This is a genomic window from Tepidicaulis sp. (assembly GCF_965222285.1).
Lineage (GTDB): Bacteria > Pseudomonadota > Alphaproteobacteria > Parvibaculales > Parvibaculaceae > Tepidicaulis.
The window spans coordinates 2,298,847-2,317,127 of record NZ_OZ244942.1; the positions used below are offsets into that span (position 1 = coordinate 2,298,847).

General features: G+C 60.3%; 18 protein-coding genes. 13 read left to right on the forward strand and 5 right to left on the reverse strand.

From position 1 onward, the window contains the following. Positions 1-31: 31 nt before the first annotated feature. Together dnaG and ACOQOT_RS10980 are read right to left on the reverse strand one after the other, a co-directional pair. Positions 32-1,948, reverse strand: coding sequence for a DNA primase (gene dnaG / locus ACOQOT_RS10975; RefSeq protein WP_420559307.1), 1,917 nt, complete (start codon positions 1,946-1,948; stop codon positions 32-34). Positions 1,949-2,114: 166 nt separating this feature from the next. Then, a complete protein-coding gene (locus ACOQOT_RS10980) occupies positions 2,115-2,570 on the reverse strand; it encodes a GatB/YqeY domain-containing protein (RefSeq protein WP_420559308.1) in 456 nt (151 codons plus the stop codon). Between the two features lie 366 nt (positions 2,571-2,936). Between ACOQOT_RS10980 and carA the strand changes: the two genes are divergently transcribed. Continuing rightward, a complete protein-coding gene (gene carA, locus ACOQOT_RS10985) occupies positions 2,937-4,097 on the forward strand; it encodes a glutamine-hydrolyzing carbamoyl-phosphate synthase small subunit (RefSeq protein ID WP_420559309.1) in 1,161 nt (386 codons plus the stop codon). A 147-nt stretch (positions 4,098-4,244) separates the two neighbouring features. Here carA and ACOQOT_RS10990 read toward each other — a convergent pair whose 3' ends face one another. Further along, positions 4,245-4,583, reverse strand: coding sequence for an endonuclease domain-containing protein (locus tag ACOQOT_RS10990; protein ID WP_420559310.1), 339 nt, complete (start codon positions 4,581-4,583; stop codon positions 4,245-4,247). A 39-nt stretch (positions 4,584-4,622) separates the two neighbouring features. Between ACOQOT_RS10990 and carB the strand changes: the two genes are divergently transcribed. Next, a complete protein-coding gene (carB, locus tag ACOQOT_RS10995) occupies positions 4,623-7,931 on the forward strand; it encodes a carbamoyl-phosphate synthase large subunit (protein ID WP_420559311.1) in 3,309 nt (1,102 codons plus the stop codon). A gap of 197 nt (positions 7,932-8,128) precedes the next feature. Continuing rightward, positions 8,129-8,602 (forward strand): transcription elongation factor GreA, encoded by a 474-nt coding sequence (gene greA / locus ACOQOT_RS11000; RefSeq protein WP_420559312.1) that lies wholly within the window; start codon positions 8,129-8,131, stop codon positions 8,600-8,602. A gap of 41 nt (positions 8,603-8,643) precedes the next feature. On the opposite strand, the gene ACOQOT_RS11005 is transcribed toward greA, so the two are convergent. After that, positions 8,644-9,138 (reverse strand): Lrp/AsnC family transcriptional regulator, encoded by a 495-nt coding sequence (locus ACOQOT_RS11005; RefSeq protein WP_420559313.1) that lies wholly within the window; start codon positions 9,136-9,138, stop codon positions 8,644-8,646. A 228-nt stretch (positions 9,139-9,366) separates the two neighbouring features. Here ACOQOT_RS11005 and ACOQOT_RS11010 point away from each other — a divergent pair, with 228 nt between their 5' ends. The 7 genes from ACOQOT_RS11010 to ACOQOT_RS11040 all read left to right on the forward strand — a co-directional run bounded on the left by ACOQOT_RS11010 (position 9,367) and on the right by ACOQOT_RS11040 (position 15,122). Continuing rightward, complete coding sequence (locus ACOQOT_RS11010) at positions 9,367-10,377, forward strand: mitochondrial fission ELM1 family protein (RefSeq protein WP_420559314.1); 1,011 nt, start codon at positions 9,367-9,369, stop codon at positions 10,375-10,377. A gap of 24 nt (positions 10,378-10,401) precedes the next feature. Then, complete coding sequence (locus ACOQOT_RS11015; protein WP_420559315.1) at positions 10,402-11,031, forward strand: 2OG-Fe(II) oxygenase; 630 nt, start codon at positions 10,402-10,404, stop codon at positions 11,029-11,031. 113 nt (positions 11,032-11,144) lie between these two features. Further along, positions 11,145-13,109 carry a hypothetical protein gene (locus ACOQOT_RS11020; RefSeq protein ID WP_420559316.1) on the forward strand — a complete coding sequence of 655 codons (1,965 nt, stop codon included), beginning with the start codon at positions 11,145-11,147 and terminating at the stop codon, positions 13,107-13,109. Positions 13,110-13,138: 29 nt separating this feature from the next. Next, complete coding sequence (locus tag ACOQOT_RS11025; protein ID WP_420559317.1) at positions 13,139-13,438, forward strand: HdeA/HdeB family chaperone; 300 nt, start codon at positions 13,139-13,141, stop codon at positions 13,436-13,438. Positions 13,439-13,444: 6 nt separating this feature from the next. Next, positions 13,445-13,981 (forward strand): hypothetical protein, encoded by a 537-nt coding sequence (locus tag ACOQOT_RS11030; protein WP_420559318.1) that lies wholly within the window; start codon positions 13,445-13,447, stop codon positions 13,979-13,981. Further along, on the forward strand, positions 13,978-14,547 hold the full coding sequence (locus tag ACOQOT_RS11035; protein WP_420559319.1) for a hypothetical protein: 570 nt from the start codon (positions 13,978-13,980) through the stop codon (positions 14,545-14,547). The genes ACOQOT_RS11030 and ACOQOT_RS11035 overlap by 4 nt, the downstream gene beginning before the upstream one ends. Before the next feature lie 137 nt (positions 14,548-14,684). Further along, positions 14,685-15,122, forward strand: coding sequence for a YbaY family lipoprotein (locus tag ACOQOT_RS11040; RefSeq protein WP_420559320.1), 438 nt, complete (start codon positions 14,685-14,687; stop codon positions 15,120-15,122). On the opposite strand, the gene ACOQOT_RS11045 is transcribed toward ACOQOT_RS11040, so the two are convergent. Then, positions 15,119-15,670 (reverse strand): nucleoside 2-deoxyribosyltransferase, encoded by a 552-nt coding sequence (locus tag ACOQOT_RS11045; protein ID WP_420559321.1) that lies wholly within the window; start codon positions 15,668-15,670, stop codon positions 15,119-15,121. The genes ACOQOT_RS11040 and ACOQOT_RS11045 overlap by 4 nt on opposite strands. A gap of 279 nt (positions 15,671-15,949) precedes the next feature. Between ACOQOT_RS11045 and ACOQOT_RS11050 the strand changes: the two genes are divergently transcribed. From ACOQOT_RS11050 to folB, 3 genes are read left to right on the forward strand one after another with little or no spacing between them, the layout of a single operon-like run. After that, positions 15,950-16,927, forward strand: a complete 978-nt coding sequence (locus ACOQOT_RS11050; protein WP_420559322.1) for a calcium/sodium antiporter — start codon at positions 15,950-15,952, stop codon at positions 16,925-16,927. A gap of 51 nt (positions 16,928-16,978) precedes the next feature. Continuing rightward, positions 16,979-17,746, forward strand: a complete 768-nt coding sequence (locus ACOQOT_RS11055; protein ID WP_420559323.1) for an SDR family oxidoreductase — start codon at positions 16,979-16,981, stop codon at positions 17,744-17,746. A gap of 29 nt (positions 17,747-17,775) precedes the next feature. Then, a complete protein-coding gene (folB, locus tag ACOQOT_RS11060) occupies positions 17,776-18,192 on the forward strand; it encodes a dihydroneopterin aldolase (RefSeq protein ID WP_420559324.1) in 417 nt (138 codons plus the stop codon). Positions 18,193-18,281 lie beyond the last annotated feature (89 nt).

The following is an 18,281-nucleotide window of genomic DNA, read 5'->3' on the forward strand; positions in this document are numbered from 1 at the left end:
TTCATTGCGTATTTTGTCAAGAAAAAGAGAATCACGACGCCATGGCATTTAAATCTGAAGTTCCGGCCCGCTGATCGGCCTCAACCTTGCGCTTTCTATATTCAGCGCCAACGAAATAGAAATGCCCATCGTACCCTCTTAGGGAATTATTCCTAAGCTCTGCAGCTAACCAATTAACTCGATTGCAGAAATCTTTAAGATGCACCTCAGAGTCGGTCAATTGCAGTGCCTCTTCGTTAATCTCATAAAATTGCCCCCAGGCAATCAACAACTGCAACGTAGCTAGAAAAGATTCTTCTGCCTCCTCAAAAGGCCTATCTTGTCCGGCCTTTAGCTGCGCAACAACGGACGACCGTATCCGATAAATAATTCCATCAAGCCCCCGCCCTTTTAGCGTTCGCAGTAGAATATCAGGATCGGTGATCTCCAATATTACACTTGCACGTACGATCTCATTTACAAGATTCCTGAGGCCCGAAGTTCGAAAGGCAACCCTCTCCAGTGCTTCGAAATATTCAGACGCAATCCGGGGATGATTGAGTGCGTGAGCAACCAAATCGACCTCTGTCCGTTCGAACGGATCGGGGATTTTTGACCTAGCTTGCTTGCCGACAATATCGAGTTGCGGAGGCTTTCTTTTATCTTGCCCGATCTTTTGGCGAACATTCCAGCCAAAAACATCAGCAAAATGCTGCCACAACTTGTCCTTCAGAGTTCGTTTGTAGTGCCGTTTAATGCGGTCGTCGGCAATAGTTTCAAGAATGCCCTCAAGCTTTGTCTCCAACCGCACTCGATCATCTGGTGTCTGAAGTCTTTCTCCCTGAACAACCCAGTTGCCAACCAAATCAGAAAGCGGAACGGCTGCCTGAAGCAAATCAGACATTTGCTCCGCCCCCCCTCCGCGAATGATGTCGTCGGGATCGTTCCCATCAGGCAAAAGAGCAACTCGCACCGAGTGCCCAGGCTTCAACAAGGGAAGTACTCTCTCCATTGCTCTAAAAGCCGCCTTCACCCCCGCTTTGTCCCCGTCGAAACAGAGAATGGGTTCGGGCGCCAGACGCCAGAGAAGATCGATCTGGTTTTCCGTCATCGCCGTGCCGAGCGGGGCGACCGCGTGTTCAAAGCCGGCCTGCGCGAGCGCGATGACATCCATATAGCCTTCGCAGGCGATCACGGTGCCCGCGTCATAAGCGGCTTTGCGCGCGCGGGCGTAATTGTAAAGCACATGGCCTTTGTGAAAGAGCGGCGTTTCGGGCGAGTTCAGATATTTCGCCCGCGCATCCGGATCGAGCGCCCGCCCCCCGAACGCAATGACGCGCCCGCGCGCATCTTCGATGGGAAACATCAACCGGTTGCGGAACCGGTCGTAAGGCTCCTTGATGTCCTCACCGCCGATAATGAGCCCGGCTTCGATCATCTGGGAAATCTTGACGCCCTGCGCCTGCAGCGTTTTCAGGAGCCCGTGGCGCTGATCGGGCGCATAGCCGAGCCCGAAGCGCTCCACCGTCTCTGCTTTCAGCCCCCGGCGCTGCAAATAAGCGCGCGCTTCGGCGCCGTGCCCGCGCGTCAGCCCGGCGCGGAAATAATCCTGCGCCATTTTCATCACGTCGATGAGGCCGGTTTGCTGTTTTTCCCGCTCGGCGGCGCGCGGGTCGCGCTGCGGCATTTCAAGTCCGGCTTCGCCCGCCAGCCGCTCCACCGCTTCCAGAAAGCTCAGGTTCTCGGTCTTTTCCAGAAACTTGATGACGTCGCCATGCTCGCCCGTCGAAAAGCAATGATAGAACTGCTTTTCGTCATTCACCGTAAAGCTCGGTGTCTTTTCATTGGAAAAGGGCGACAGCCCCATGAACTCCCGGCCATGGCGCTTGAGCTTGACCTTCCGGCCGACCACGTCCGACACACGGACACGGGCCTTCAGTTCCTCAAGAAATGACTTCGGGAAACTCATCAAACACTCCAGATACGGCTATTGGCCGACTTGCAACAACGCTAGCCAGCTTGCCCAATAGACTCGTTTAGGATCGGAGTGTAACGAGCGGCAATGCCATTGAAAAGTAAGACAATGCCGCTCAGAAAATCACCAAAAACCGCACTTTCTCAAGAACTGGAGCACCTCAGGCGCTCAAAATCGCTTTGACCGAGGCCCCCGCCTTGCCGAAATCCATCTGCCCGGCATAGCGCTTTTTGAGCTCGCCCATCACCTTGCCCATGTCTTTCAGGCTTTCCGCGCCAAGATCGCTGACGACGCCCTGCACCGCTTCCTTCACTTCATCTTCGGAAAGCTGCTTGGGCAGGAATTCCTGAATGATGGCGATTTCCTCGCGCTCCTGCTCGGCCAGTTCCAGGCGCCCGGCCTGCTCATAGGTCGCAACGGATTCGGTACGCTGCTTGATCATCTTGGCCAGGATATCGAGGATTTCCTCATCCGAGACGCCGTCGGGCTTGCCCGCGGTGCGCGCGGCGATATCGCGGTCCTTGATCGCGGCCTGCATCAGGCGGAGCGTCGCAACGCGCCGTTTATCCTGCGCCTTCATGGCTTCTTTCAGCGCCGCATTAAACTGGTCGCGCATTCCCTGCCTCTCGCTCTCATGCCCGCCGCCCCCGAAAAGGGATTAAAGACTCACCGGCAGGCTCCAAAGGAAGCGAGAAAGCTATCTCAAACCGGGCGCTGGCGCAATCCGCCAAGGTCCCGCTAAGCAATTGGAATTAAAGAGTTTTTCTTTTCGCTTAGAGGGTTGACGCTTTGCCCGGCTTCCCTTAGGTTCCGCGCAATTTGCGCTTGGGGGCAGCCTGGCTCCCGCCCCTCCTCAGGAGAATAGTATGATCGGCCCGAAGCCACAGATGCGGGAACCCGTTTGCGAGGTTTCCCGGCAGAGTCGGCTGCCCGGATGCCGGACGCTCCAGGGCAGCGCCCATAAAGCTCAAGGAGACAGAACATGACGAAGCGGCTTCCCACAGCCCTTCTGGTCCTGAAGGACGGCACCGTCATTGAAGGCATGGGCCTGGGCGCGACCGGCAGCGCGGTCGGCGAAGTCTGTTTCAACACCGCGATGACGGGCTACCAGGAAATCCTCACCGACCCTTCTTATGTCGGCCAGATCATCACTTTCACCTTCCCTCATATCGGCAATGTCGGCGCCAATGACGAGGATATCGAAACCTCGAACCTGGCGGCCGCTTCCGGCGTGCGCGGCGCGGTGCTCAGAGCCGACATCACGAACCCGTCGAACTACCGCGCGGCCCTGCATTTCGATGAATGGCTGAAGCGGCGCGGGATCATCGCCATTGCCGGGATCGACACCCGCGCGCTGACCGCGCGCATCCGCGAGGAAGGCATGGTCGATGCCGCCATCGCGCATGATCCCACGGGCAAATTCGACAAGGACGCGCTCCTGAAGGAAGCACAGGGCTTTCCCGGTCTTGAAGGGCTCGATCTTGCAAAGGAAGTGACCTGCGGCCAGTCCTATAGCTGGGATGAAACCCGTTGGGCCTGGAACGAAGGATATGGCCGGCTCGAAAATCCGCGCCATCACGTCGTCGCGCTCGATTACGGCGTCAAACGCAACATCATGCGCTGCCTGGCGAGCACCGGCGTCAAAGTCACGGTCGTGCCGGCAACGACGAGCGCGGATGATGTGCTTGGCCTGAAGCCCGACGGGATTTTCCTTTCCAACGGACCGGGCGATCCCGCGGCAACGGGCGCATACGCCGTGCCGGAAATCCAGAAACTCGTGGAAAGCGGCAAACCCGTTTTCGGCATTTGCCTCGGCCATCAGATGCTTTCCCTCGCGCTCGGCGCGAAGACCGTGAAGATGCGCCAGGGCCATCACGGCGCCAACCACCCGGTGAAGGACTTCACCACCGGCAAGGTGGAAATCACCTCGATGAACCACGGCTTCACCGTGGACCGGGACAGCCTGCCCGCCAGTGTCGAGGAAACCCATGTCTCCCTCTTCGACGGCACCAATTGCGGCATCCGCCTGAAAGACCGCCCGGTCTTTTCCGTGCAGTACCACCCCGAAGCCTCCCCCGGCCCCCAGGACAGTCATTACCTCTTCGACCGCTTCGTGCGGATGATCTCGGAGGCGAAGGGCTGAGGCATGACGGCACGCGGCGCAACATACGGCACGCACCCCCTCACCCAACCCTCTCCCCCAAGGGGGAGAGGGCTTGGACAATACGTTCCCTCGCCCCTCCGGGGAGAGGGAGGGGCCCGCTGCCGCAGGCAGTGGGAGGGTGAGGGGTCAGCCTCTCAACTCGGCAGCGATCTGCTGCAATACGCCGCCGATATTTCCAAGCACCTCATGGTTCCAGAAACGGATAACGCGAAAACCGCGCGCCAGAAGAAAATGCGTGCGCGCCTTGTCACGCGCCGCCTGGAACGCGTGCTGCCCGCCATCCAGTTCGACGACGAGCCGGGCTTCAAGACAGACGAAATCGGCAACAAAGCTTCCAACGGGAAACTGCCGGCGGAACTTTGCGCCTTCAAGCTGACGGCTTCGCAAATGCCGCCAAAGCAAGCGTTCGGCATCCGTCAGGTTGCGGCGCAGCGCCCGCGCTTTGGCCGTCCCGTCTCTTTTCATTCTTCCCAATCCCTTATCTCTAGCGCGACAGTGTAACCCATGCCCAAACGCACCGACATTCACTCCATTCTCATCATCGGCGCGGGACCCATCGTGATTGGGCAAGCCTGCGAGTTCGATTATTCCGGCACCCAGGCCTGCAAGGCGCTGCGCGATGAGGGCTACCGGATCATTCTGGTGAACTCGAACCCGGCGACGATCATGACCGACCCGGATCTGGCCGATGCGACGTATATCGAGCCGATCACGCCGGAGGTCGTTGCCAAGATCATCGAGAAAGAGCGCCCCGATGCGCTGCTCCCCACCATGGGCGGGCAAACCGCGCTCAACACCGCTTTGGCGCTCGCCGATAACGGCACGCTCGCCAAATTCGGCGTGGAAATGATCGGCGCGAACCGCGATGCCATCTCCAAGGCCGAAGACCGCCATCTCTTCCGCCAGGCCATGGACCGCATCGGCCTTGAAAACCCGCGCGCCTCCATCATCGCCGCCCCGCCCATCAAGGACGAGAGCGGCCAGATTATCGATTACGACCGCAATGCGGGCCTGCGCGAGGCGATGGCCGTGCTCGATGAAGTGGGCCTGCCCGCCATCATCCGCCCCGCTTATACGCTGGGCGGCACCGGCGGCGGCGTTGCCTATAACAAGGAAGAGTACGAGCAGATCGTGCGCTCCGGCCTCGACGCTTCGCCCATGGCGCAGGTGCTGGTGGATGAAAGCCTGCTCGGCTGGAAAGAATACGAGATGGAAGTCGTCCGCGACAAAGCGGATAATTGCATCATCATCTGCTCGATCGAAAACATCGACCCGATGGGCATTCATACCGGCGACAGCATCACCGTTGCCCCCGCCCTCACCCTCACCGACAAAGAATACCAGATCATGCGCAACGCCTCCATTGCGGTGCTGCGTGAAATCGGTGTGGAGACCGGCGGCTCCAACGTACAGTTCGCGGTCAATCCTGAAGACGGGCGTCTCGTCGTCATCGAGATGAACCCGCGCGTCTCGCGCTCTTCTGCGCTTGCCTCCAAGGCGACGGGCTTTCCCATTGCCAAGATCGCGGCAAAGCTTGCCGTCGGCTATACGCTCGATGAATTGATGAACGACATCACGGGCGTGACGCCCGCCAGCTTCGAGCCCAGCATCGACTATGTCGTCACGAAGATCCCGCGCTTTGCCTTCGAAAAATTCCCCGGCGCGCAGCCGCTGCTGACCACCGCCATGAAATCGGTGGGCGAGGTCATGGCGATCGGCCGCACCTTCCAGGAAAGTTTTCAGAAAGCGCTGCGCGGTCTTGAAACCGGCCTGACCGGCATGAACGAGACGGCCATTCCCGGCGCCGGTGAAGGCGATGATAAGAACGCCATCCGCAAGGCGCTCGGCACGCCTGCGCCGATGCGCATTCTGCAGATCGCCCAGGCCATGCGCATGGGCCTCGACGACAAGCAGATCCAGTCGCTTTGCTCTTTCGATCCCTGGTTCCTGGAACAGATACGCGAGCTGGTGGAAACCGAAGAAGAAGTGCGCAAGAACGGCCTGCCGGAAGATAAAGACGGCCTCCTGCGCCTCAAAGCCATGGGCTTTTCCGATGCAAGGCTCGGCGAGCTGTCGAATTTGAGCGAAGAGGACGTGCGCGCCCGCCGCCAGGCGCTGGGCCTGCGCCCCGTCTTCAAGCGCGTCGATACATGCGCGGCCGAATTCAAATCCGAAACGCCTTACATGTATTCGACCTATGAGACGGATTTCATGGGGCAGGCCCGCTGCGAATCCGAACCGACGAACGCCAAGAAAGCCATCATCCTTGGCGGCGGCCCGAACCGGATCGGCCAGGGCATCGAGTTCGATTATTGCTGCTGCCATGCCGCCTTCGCGCTTGCCGATATCGGCATCGAAAGCATCATGGTCAATTGCAACCCGGAAACCGTCTCCACCGACTACGACACGTCCGACCGGCTTTATTTCGAGCCGCTGACGACCGAAGACGTGCTGGAACTGATCGAAACGGAAAAGAGTAACGGCACGCTCGCCGGTGTCATCGTGCAGTTCGGCGGCCAGACACCACTGAAGCTTGCCAATGACCTGGAACGCGCAGGCGTGCCCATTCTCGGCACCTCGCCCGATGCGATCGACCTGGCCGAAGACCGCGACCGCTTCATGGCGCTCTTGAACAAGCTGAACCTCAAGCAGCCGCCGAACGGCATTGCCCGCTCGGGCGAAGAGGCCAAGGCGATTGCCGAGCGGATCGGCTATCCCGTCGTCATCCGCCCCTCTTACGTTTTGGGCGGCCGGGCGATGGAGATCGTGCGCGATACACCGCATCTCGAACGCTACATCAACGAGGCCGTCGTCGTGTCCGGCAAGAGCCCGGTGCTGATCGACGGCTACCTGCGCGATGCCATCGAGGTGGATGTCGATGCGCTGTGCGACGGCAAGGACGTCTTCGTTGCCGGGATCATGGAGCATATCGAGGAAGCGGGCGTGCATTCGGGCGACAGCGCCTGTTCGCTCCCGCCCTATTCCCTGCCCGCCGAGACGATCGAGGAGATCAAACGCCAGACCGAGGCCATGGCCAAAGCGCTGAATGTGGGCGGCCTGATGAACGTGCAATATGCCGTTCAGGGCAAGGACATCTATGTGCTCGAAGTCAATCCGCGCGCCTCGCGCACCGTGCCCTTCGTTGCCAAGGTGATCGGCGAGCCGGTGGCCAAGATCGCCGCCCGCATCATGGCAGGCGAGCCTCTGGCAAGCTTCGCGCTCACCAACAAGACGCTCGATCATATCGCCGTGAAGGAAGCCGTCTTCCCCTTCGCCCGTTTCCCCGGCGTCGACACGGTGCTCGGCCCGGAAATGCGCTCGACTGGCGAAGTGATGGGCCTCGACCGCGATTTCGGCGTCGCCTTTGCCAAAAGCCAGCTCGGCGCGGGCGTCAAAGTGCCGACCAAAGGCACCGCCTTCATTTCCGTGAAGGATGCGGACAAGACCCGCATCGTGGAACCGGCACGCAAACTGCTCGGCCTCGGCTTCAAGATCATCGCCACCAGCGGCACGGCCCGCTTCCTGGAAGAAGCCGGCCTTGAGGTGAAAACCATCAACAAGGTGCTGGAAGGCCGTCCCCATATCGTCGATGCGATGAAGAACGGTGAAGTGGCACTCGTCTTCAACACGACGGAGGGCGCGCAGGCGCTGGCCGATTCGAAATCCATCCGCCAGACGGCGCTGATGTCGAAAATTCCCTATTACACGACATTGGCAGGCGCACGCGCGGCCGTGGAAGGCATCGCCGCCATCCATGCCGGGCAGCTTCAGGTGGAAGCGCTGCAGGCTTACAACGGAGCCGCATCAGCTTAACCGGGGCGGCGGCGCGCTCTTGCCCGCCCCCGCGCTTGGAAGCGGCGGCAAACTTCCTACATATGTCGCTCTACGGGAGGGAAGTGGCGGAAATCGTCATTGACCCTCCCGAAAACCTGCTCAAAGATAAGCATATAGGCCGGTCGCCGGGGTCCCCGGTTAACCGGCCAAAACACGTTAAGGAAGACCGTCAGGACATGGATAAATATCCGATGACTTCCGCGGGTCACACGGCCCTGGAAGAAGAGTTGAAACGTCTCAAATCCGTTGAACGCCCCCGCATCATTCAGGCGATTGCGGAAGCGCGCGCCCATGGCGACCTCTCGGAAAACGCGGAGTATCATGCTGCCAAAGAGCAGCAGGGCATGAACGAAGCGCGGATCAACGAGCTGGAAGACAAGATCGCCCGCGCGGATGTGATCGACGTGTCCAAACTCTCCGGCAGCACGGTCAAATTCGGCGCTTCCGTTACCGTGGTCGATGAAGACACGGATGAAGAGCACGTCTACCAGATCGTCGGCGACATGGAGGCAGACGTCTCCAAGGGGCGGATTTCCATTTCCTCGCCCATCTCCCGCGCTCTAATCGGCAAGGAAGAAGGCGACAGCGTCGAGGTCAACACCCCCGGCGGCGGCAAATCCTACGAAATTCTCAAAGTAGAATACAAATAAGCACGAAAAAGGCAGCGCTTTCAGAAGCGCTGCCGGCCCGCCTAGCCTTCCAGCATCTCTTCCAGCATTTCCACGGGCACACCCGGCAGATATTTCGACTGCCGGATGGTCAGCGATGTGCGCACGCTTTCCACATTGGGCGCGGGCGTCAAATGCTCGGTCAAAAAGCTCTGGAACGTGGCAAGGTCGGGCGCCACGCATTTCAAAATGAAATCGATCTCGCCGTTCAGCATATGGCACTCGCGCACCAGCGGCAGGCCCATCACATAAGTCTCGAAGGCTTTGAGGTCCGATTCGGCCTGGCTGTGCAGCCCCACCATGACGAAGACCGTCACCTCGAAACCGAGCGCCTTCGGCTCGACATCGGCGTGATAGCCGCGAATGAAGCCCGCCTCTTCCAGCGCCCTGACCCGGCGCAGGCAGGGCGGCGCGGAAATGCCGACCTTTTTGGCCAGATCCACATTGGTAATCCGGCCGTCCTCTTGCAGGGCCGCCAGAATTTGCAGGTCGATCGTGTCGAGCTTGGACCGCTTCATCGGTAAATCACTTCTCTTCTTGGCCGGGCCGCCTCGGCGCCAGCGGGGCTGGGCGCGGCCATTTGCCGTCTGGTGCGGGCCGCCCGCGCCTCATAGAAGGGGCGGCGGCCAGAACCGGAGACATTCGGCTCTCAATGCCTTATTACTCAGGCGGAGCGATAATTTCAGTAATAAAATTACCCGCTCGCGCATGATTATAACCCAAATGAGCCCGTTTCCATCCCGCCTATGACTTTTTCTGCTGCCTCTGCCGCCTCTTCTTCCGATGACAAAGACCTGACCCTGCCTGAGGGCACGCGCTGCTGGGTGCTTTCCAATGGCAATGCGGGCTATGAGGTTCAAGGCATCGGCCTGGCCGAAATGATGGGAGTGGTGCCGGAGATCAAACGGGTCAGCCCCGGCGCGCCGGGCAAGTGGCTTGCCCCTTGGGGGCCCGCCATGAAAGACCCGGCCATCGCCGCGCCCTGGCCCGATCTTCTCATCGCCGCCGGGCGTCAGGCCATTCCTTATGCGCGGATGATCCGCAAAGCCTCGGGCGGACGCACCTTCGTTGCGGTGCTGCAGCACCCGCATGTGCGCCCCTCGAAGTTCGATTTCGTCTGGGTGCCCGCCCATGATCGCCTGAGCGGGCCGAACGTGCTTTCCACGCTCACCTCCCCCCACCGCATTACACCGGAAAAACTCACCGCCGAGGCAGAAGCCTTCGACGCGCAGGTAGCGCATCTGCCCCGCCCGCGCGTCTGCGTGCTCATTGGCGGCACGAATAAGGCTTTCACGCTGGATGAAGCGCGCATGGAGACGATCTGCGCCGAACTGAAAGCGGTGATGGAGGGCGGCGCAAGCTTGATGGTGACGCCTTCACGGCGTACCGGCGAGGCGCAGACCGCCATCTTGAAACGCGAGCTTGAGGGCCCGCGCGCCGTCGTCTGGGACGGGAAAAGCGACAATCCCTATTTCGGCTTCATGGGCCAGGCCGATGCCGTGATCGTGACCTGCGACAGCGTCAATATGGTCGGCGAGGCGACGGCCACGGGCAAGCCGGTGCATGTCATCGAACTGCCCGCGATTTCCCCCATCAAGGCTTCCAAATTCCGCCGTTTTCTCGATGCACTTTACGCGGAAGGCGCGGCGCGGCCCTTTGCGGGACGGCTTGAAAGCTGGGATTATCGCCCCTTAAATGCTACCAAAGACGTCGCGCGCGAGATCGTGCGCCGCTACCGCGCACGGCAACAAGGTTAACAGGTCCGGTTCAGGAAAAACCCGATGAGCTTGCTCGATCTTGAGGCGTTGAAAAACACAACGCGCAAATCCGATCCTTACGATTACCTCGTGGTGGAAAACTTCATCCGCCCGGAAGTCTTCGCCGGGGTCGTGCGCGATTATCCGCCTATGACGACGACGGGCTCCGTCCCCCCTTCCGAGCTCGAGATCAAAGGCGCTTTCGCCGAGTTGCTCGATGAAATGAACGGGCCGGATTTCCGCGCGCTCATCGAAGAGAAATTCGATCTGGACCTGAGCGCCTATCCAACCATGTTCACCGTGCGCGGCCATTGCCACAAAGGCAACGGCAAGATCCATACCGATACGGAATCGAAAATCATCACCGTGCTGCTTTACATGAACGAGCGCTGGGAAGCCGATGGCGGGCGCCTGCGCATCCTGCGCAGCGGCGATGATCTGGAAAATTATGCCGAGGAAGTCCCCCCTTACGGCGGAACGCTGCTCGTCTTCCGCCGCTCGGAAAAATCCTGGCACGGCCATGAACCTTTCGAAGGGCCGCGCCGGGCGATACAGATGAACTGGGTGACCAGCGACAAGGTGGTGGATAAGGAACAGCGCCGGCACCGCTTCACCCAGCGCCTGAAAAAGCTCAATCCCTTTGCAGCCGATTGAGCCATAGATGACCGAGATCAAAGCGGGAGGGAAATAGCGCCCTATCGTGACGAGACCCGCCATGCGGGCCGAGGGCGCGCTTTCTCATAAAAGAAAAACCAGCGAGTTTGCCGATGCTGAATATCGAAACCTTTCAAAACGCGGACCTGTCCCATGGCTGGCGCCCCGGCAACAATGCCGGCGGCTCGACGCTGTTCAAGGCTTTGGGCCATCCGCTAGCCGCGCGCAAAGGCCGCGCGCTGGTGGAAGGGCTGAAAGGCGAAGGTCCCGTCGCCATTTACGATCCCACCGGCATGATCGGCAATTTCAATTCCTATTTCGATCTGAAGCAGCTGGAGATCGAGGGCTATTACGTGCAGCGCGTGGAAGACCTGGAAGGCACCTTCCTCGGCCACAAGGCCCGCCCGCTCAGCCAGATGAAAGAGAGCAAGGCCGCAGCCGTGCTGGTTCTTCTTTTCGATGCCAAAGGTGTGCTTGCCCCCCTTACCCATCTCTTCCCCAAGGGCGCGGATGTGCGCACGCTCGATGAGATGCGCATCCCCGATGAGATGCTCACCAATCAGAAGAAATATCTCGACCCGATGAATTTCGCGACGAACTTCGCGCTGCTGCGCGAGCGTAAAGGCGCGAACGGATCGGACGGGCTGCACAGCACCGTTGCAACCGCCAATTACTGGTCGATGCACGGCGCCGCCAATCCAGAGCTTTGGCTCTGCCTTTTCGATGAGGGCGGCAACCAGCTTGCCGAATGGACAGAAGGGCTGCCGCAAGCCGGCGCACCTTTCACCCTCGACAGCCAGAAAATCCGCGACCGTTTCGGCCTCGATGATTTCACCGGCTCGCTCTTCATCCATGCGGTGCGCATCGCCGGGCATGATGTCGTCAAATACGCGCTCGATGTTTATGGCGACAATGGCAAGAGCCTGACTTGCTCGCACGATGCCAATGCCTGGCCCGCCGATTATTACGCGGGCATGCCGGCGGGCGAAGAAGACGAAGAAGTTCTTCTCTATATTCAGAACTCCCACCCCATGCCCATTCCGCCCAAATCTATCGGGCTCAACATCATGGGCGCGCAGGATGTCGCCTGGTACGAAGAGGAAATTCCGCCCTTCGCCACCCACGCGCTGAACGTGAACGCGCTTCTGCCGCAGGCCAAATGGCCGGATCAGGTGGAAGTGACCGCCGGGCGCTTTTTCGTGCGCCCGCGCTATGAAGTCCGGCACAAGGAAAATGGCCGCCGCCGCATCGCCCATGCGAATGTGGAGCGGATCGACCTGAAAGCCGACCCCAACATCCCCGCGCTTTCCGAGACGATGGGCAAAGGCTACATCATGCCGCTGCCCGTTCTCCCGCAAGCGCTGTTCACCACCACCGTACTGCCGACGCCCATGGCGCGCGACGAAATGGAAATGCCGCTGCGCATCGAGCTGATGGACGGGGACGGCACGCTCGCCGCCTCGAAATATCTGGGCCGCATTCCCCGCCGCGAAAGCGTGGCGATCGATATCGATGCCTGGATCGCGGAAGAAAGCGCGAAACTTCCCTCCGGCTTCGGCCATGTGGAGTTCCTCTACGACTTCCGCGAGGGTGGCGAGGCAAATGGCTGGCTGCACGCCCTTGGCCGCTTTGAGCAGAAAGCATCGGGCCACCGGGCCGAGACGATTTTCGGCGCGCATATCTACAACACGCCGATCATCTATAAGGACGAGCCGCAATCTTACACGAACAAGCCACCGGGGCTTACTACGCGGCTTTTCCTGCGCCTTGCGCGCGGCGGCGAGGACACGATGTGCCATCTCGTCTATCCCGCCTCCCTGCCCTGGCATGAGAAGAGCAGCACGAAACTTATCCTGCACAATGGCAAGGGCGAGCCCGTGGCGGAACGGGCCATCGAGATCGCTTGCGGCGGCTCGCATTTCTGGCGCTACAAGGAAATGTTCTCAGAAGAAGAACGCGCGAAGGTGGACGGGCTCGGCTATGTCATCGTGCGCGACACGACCTGCCGTCTCTTCGGTTTCCACGGCCTTCTGAATGGCGAGGAAAGCTTCTGCCTCGACCATATGTTCGGCTTCTAAAGCGCCCCGCGAAAATCAAGAACACGCATATGAAAAAGAAACAGACCGCCGCGCCGGCCGCCACCCTTCTCCTTACTCTGATGCTGGCTTTCATGGCCCCGCCCGCCGGTGCGCAGAATATCGCCCAGCTGAGATGCGCTGACGTCGACGAGGAAAAGATCGTACCGCTCGCTATCTGGCTCGACGGATACCGCGCCGCGCATATGAAAAGCACCGAGGCGGATGAAAGCTGGATGACACACGTCAGAGACAAGCTTCTGATGGAGTGCGAAGAGACACCGCAAGCGCTTATCCTGCCCGTGATCGACGAAATGATCCGGCGGTACTGACGCGCCATGCGCAAGGCCCTTCTCATCGGTACGACGGGCATGCTCGCTCAAGCGGCGGGTGAACTGGCGGCAGGTGCAGGCAAAACTGTCCTTGCCGCGCGCAACGCGTCGGCCTTCCGCTTCGCCAATCCGCGCCTCGATGCCGGGTTACGGAAAATAGACGCCGACTACGCGCGCCCTTCCCGCTTCCTAGGCCTGATTCGCCCCGAAGCGCCTTTCGACATGGCGCTGACCTGGATTCGTCCCCAGGCGGAAGAAATGCGCAATGCCATTGCCCGGATGATGGCCAAAGACGCGCTTTTGGTGGAAGTCATGGGCTCGGGCGCCTCCCGCCCCGGCGGCTTTGCCGATAAACGGGCGAAAGCCATGCGGCTTTTCCCCCATATCCGCTATGCTCAGGTCATTCTCGGTTTTGTGATAGAAGACGGGAAAAGCCGCTGGCTGACCCATGAGGAAATTTCTTCGGCGGCGATAAAAGCCATAAGAAGCGGCGACAAGCGCACCATTGCCGGACGGCTCGAACCCTGGGAGAAACGACCTTGAAATATATTCTTGCCGTTCTGCTCTGCCTTACGGGCGCAGGAAGCGCCATGGCGGCGGACTGCAGCAAGGCGCCCTTCTGCGAAACCCGCGCATACTTTACCGATTGGCTGGCCGCCTGCCGCCCCGGCGAGCCGCGCTATTGCAGCGTCAACACATACGTACACAACCAGTCGGCACCGGCCGGCATCGACTATCAATTACGCGTGGCAAGGCCCGACCCGCAAAGCCCGCTCAACGTCTCGCTCATCGCCGTCGAACGCTTCGCCACGACCTCGAAGGAAATGATTTTCGACATTCCGGGTGAGGCCAATCTCGTCGTCGCGCCTGAAAAACTTTCAACGCCCGAATCCGTCAACGAATATGTGGTGAAAGACCCGGCCATCGTCGCCGAACTCGTGGACGCGATGAAGAAAGGCTATACGCTCGCCATCCGGTTTACCGATGAAGACGGCAATCCGGCCTCGGCGCATTTTTCCCTGATGGGCTTTACCCTCGCGCTTTCCTTCATCGATGAGGAGGCAGACGTTCCTTCTCCTGCGCGCCAGGCCCGTTCCGAGGCCAATTGAACCTGGCAATCCGTAGGGATTTCCGGCGATCAAGAAATTGCCATTTTTTCCGCTTTTTATAAGCCCGCCTGCAAAGCACGTTCCTTGCTGGTATCCGGGTGGTGGGGGCCGCTCCATGTGGGAAAGCTGGAAATCCGATGAAACCGCTGCCTTCTGCCCTCTCGCTCTTGCTCTTATCCGTTTTTCTTGCCGCCTGCGGAGACGGGAAAACCGCTGCCCTGAGCGGCACCGTTTCTTACAAGGAACGCATCGCGCTGCCGCCTGAGGCGGTCATCGAGATCGTATTGCTCGATACCTCCCGCATGGATGCGGGCAGCGCGCGCATCGCCCGACAGACCGTTACGACCGGCGGCGGGCAGCCCCCTTTTGCCTATGAGCTGCGCTACGATCCGGCCAATATCGAAGAGGGCGGATCTTATGCCGTCGCCGCCCGCGCCTTGATCGATGATGAGGTACGTTTCGTCTCACAGACCCATGCCGCGGCCTTGAACGAGCCGGAGGCCGGACGCACGATTATCGACATTGTGCTCCGCCCGGTTCCCGCCACTGTCCCCGGCGCCGGGGATATGCCTTAAACGCCAAGCACTGCAGCAGCGCGGCGCACACATATCTCGAAAGCGGCAAGCCCCGCAAAACCGGCGTCATCCGCCTGTTGCTCGACCCCGTATCCCGCCTGAAAGACCGCGCCGTCGATCATCAGATTGTCGGTGAGCCCGAAATCCTCGATGAGAAGCCCCTCCCCATCCCGCTCGCCGCTGACGCCGCAATGGGCCCGCGTGCGCTGGGCAAAATCACCGGCCGCATTGGAATAAGCAAAGACGGGTTTGCCGAGCCCGCGCATATGGCCGATCTCATAGGCCGTACCCGGATCGAGCGAAGGACCGCGGAAAGGCGTCACGTTGGCGATGCAGGCATCCGCCGCCTCGATCAGCGCGATATTGGCCTCATAAATCGCCAGGCCCGCTGCCTGAGGCTCAAGCCCGCTCAAATCGAGCCCCGCATCGAGCGGAAAGAGCCCGCGCAAGCCATGCGCCGCGCAGATGGCTTTCTTCCGATCGGCGATTTCAACCGCTTCGCGCAAAAAGACTTCCGGCCCGGCGAGATAAATCTTCTTATGTTCCATTTTCGTTCTTCTACTCCCGGCCGCTAAAAACCCCACATCCATGCGGATACACTTTTGCACCTAGCACATCACCGCGCTGCACGGGCCGGAAAATCGGTACCTTTGCGATTGCCGCGACAGGCTTTATAAGAGGGCACCCGCGAGGCTAATGAACAGAATTAATGGAGAGACCCATCCGACCCCGTCCTTCCTTCAGCTCGTGTTCTTCCGGCCTTCGCCTTACCGGTTCCTTCCGGCATTCCCCCATCACTTTCAGCCCCGTCTGAAAGGCAAGCAGGCATGATGATGTATCTGGCTCTTGCTGGCGGGTTGCTTGTATTGCTGTTTTGCGGCGATCTTCTGGTGCGCGGCGCCGTTGCCCTGGCGGTGCGGCTCGGCATTCCTTCCATCATTATCGGTCTGACGATCGTCGCCTTCGGCACGTCCGCGCCCGAACTCGTCGTCTCTATTCACGCGGTTCTGAAAGGCGCGCCGGGCATCGCCATCGGCAATGTCGTCGGCTCCAATATCGCCAATATCCTTCTCGTGCTGGGCTTGCCGGCGATTATCTATCCAACGCTCTGCAACCAGCCCTCCATCCGGCGCAATACATTCCTGATGCTGGGCACGAGCGTTCTCTTCGTCGTTCTGTGCTTTTCCGGCGCGCTGCATTTCTGGCAAGGCGCGCTACTTTTTATTCTGCTGCTGCTCTTCCTTGCCTATTCCGCCTATTACGCAAGCCGCTGCCCGGAAGCGGTGGATGATGAAGTCGAAGAACTTTTGGAAGGCGACGCACTGCCCACGAACGGGCTGAAGATCACCGCCTATATCACCCTCGGTATTCTCGGCCTGCCCCTCGGCGCCCATCTTTTCGTTCTGGGCGGCACCGACATCGCCCGCGCCTTCGGCGTCTCGGAAGCAGCCATCGGCCTCTCGCTCATCGCCTTCGGCACCTCCCTGCCCGAGCTTGCCACCACGGTTGTTGCCGCCCTGCGCAAGCAAGCCGATGTCGCCGTCGGCAATGTCATCGGCTCCAACATCTTCAACCTGCTCGGCATTATGGGCGTGACGGCGATGGTGGGAACCGTACCGATCCCGGTCAATTTCCTCTGGTTCGATCTTTGGGTCATGCTCATTGCCGCGCTGCTCATCGTGCCTTTCGCCATGGCGCGTACGACCATCACGCGCAGCGCCGGGGCGGTTTTTGTCGCCGGCTATTGCAGCTATATGTATTTCCTGTTTCTGGCGGACCGGGCGGCCAGCGCCGTTACCCCTTAAAAGGCGCCCGCCTCCGCCACGCTTTAACAGGCTTCACAGGACCCTGATCTCATGCCCGACAGCCAGCCCGGCACCGTTCTGATTACTGGCGCAGCCAAGCGCGTCGGCCGCGCCATTGCCGAGGATCTGGCAGCGCGCGGGTTTCCCGTCGCAATCCATTATGGCGGTTCGGAAAAAGAGGCTGCCGGCCTTGCCCGCGACATCGAGGCAAAGGGCGGCAAAGCCGCCGCCTTTCAGGCCGACCTAGCGGACAGCACCGCTCTTTCCGGCCTCGTTGAGGCGGCCGCGGCAAAACTCGGCCCGCTTACCTGTCTCATCAATAATGCCTCCGCCTTTGAAGACGACACGCTGGAAAGCCTCGATGAGGAAAGCTGGGCGCTGCATCTCGACACCAATCTGAAAGCCCCGGCATTCCTCGCGAAGGCCTTTGCCGCACAGCTGCCTGAAGGCGCACAAGGTAATATCATCAACATCATTGACCAGCGCGTCTGGCGCCTCACGCCTCGCTTTTTTTCCTACACGCTCTCGAAAGCCGGGCTCTGGACCATGACGCAGACGCTGGCCCAGGCGCTCGCCCCGCGCATCCGCGTCAACGGTATCGGCCCGGGCCCCACGCTGAAAAATGCCCGCCAGGAGGAGGCCGATTTCGCCCGCCAGCAGGAGGCCCTTATTCTGCGGCGCGGTCCCGATCTCGGGGAAATTACCGCCGCCATACGCTTTATCCTTGAATCTCCCTCCCTGACGGGCCAAATGATCGCACTCGACGGGGGCCAGCATCTGGCCTGGGAAACGCCGGATGTGGTGGGCATCCCTGAATAGACCGGGAAACGCCCCCAGAAAGGTCGCTTGTGACACAGAATTCCAACATGCCGGGCAATGTGACCCCCCTGCGGATCGCCGATCACGCGCGGGCCATTCGTCACGTTTTCGTGCGCGACCTGCTCCTGCAGGCCGATATCGGCGTCTACGCCCATGAAAAAGGCCTCCAGCAGCCGCTGCGCTTCAATGTGGACCTGACGGTCTCCGAAGCCGCCCATTCCGACGAGCTTTCCAACGTGGTCTGCTACGAGGAAGTGGTGAACCGGATCAAGGCACTGGTCTCCGGCGACCGGGTCAATCTGGTCGAGACCCTGGCCGAGAAAATCGCCGCCGGCTGCCTGGAAGATGCCCGTGTGCTCGCCGCCCGGGTGCGGGTGGAAAAACTCGCCGCCATCCCCGAAGTTGCCAGTGTCGGCGTCGAGATCGAGCGCAGCCGCCTCGATTGACGCGCGCAGCTGCCCGCGATTCGCACGCCAAAGGCGCAGAGTCCTGCGGTCACGCAATCTGACCGCGATTCCCGCCCGCTTCAGGGAAG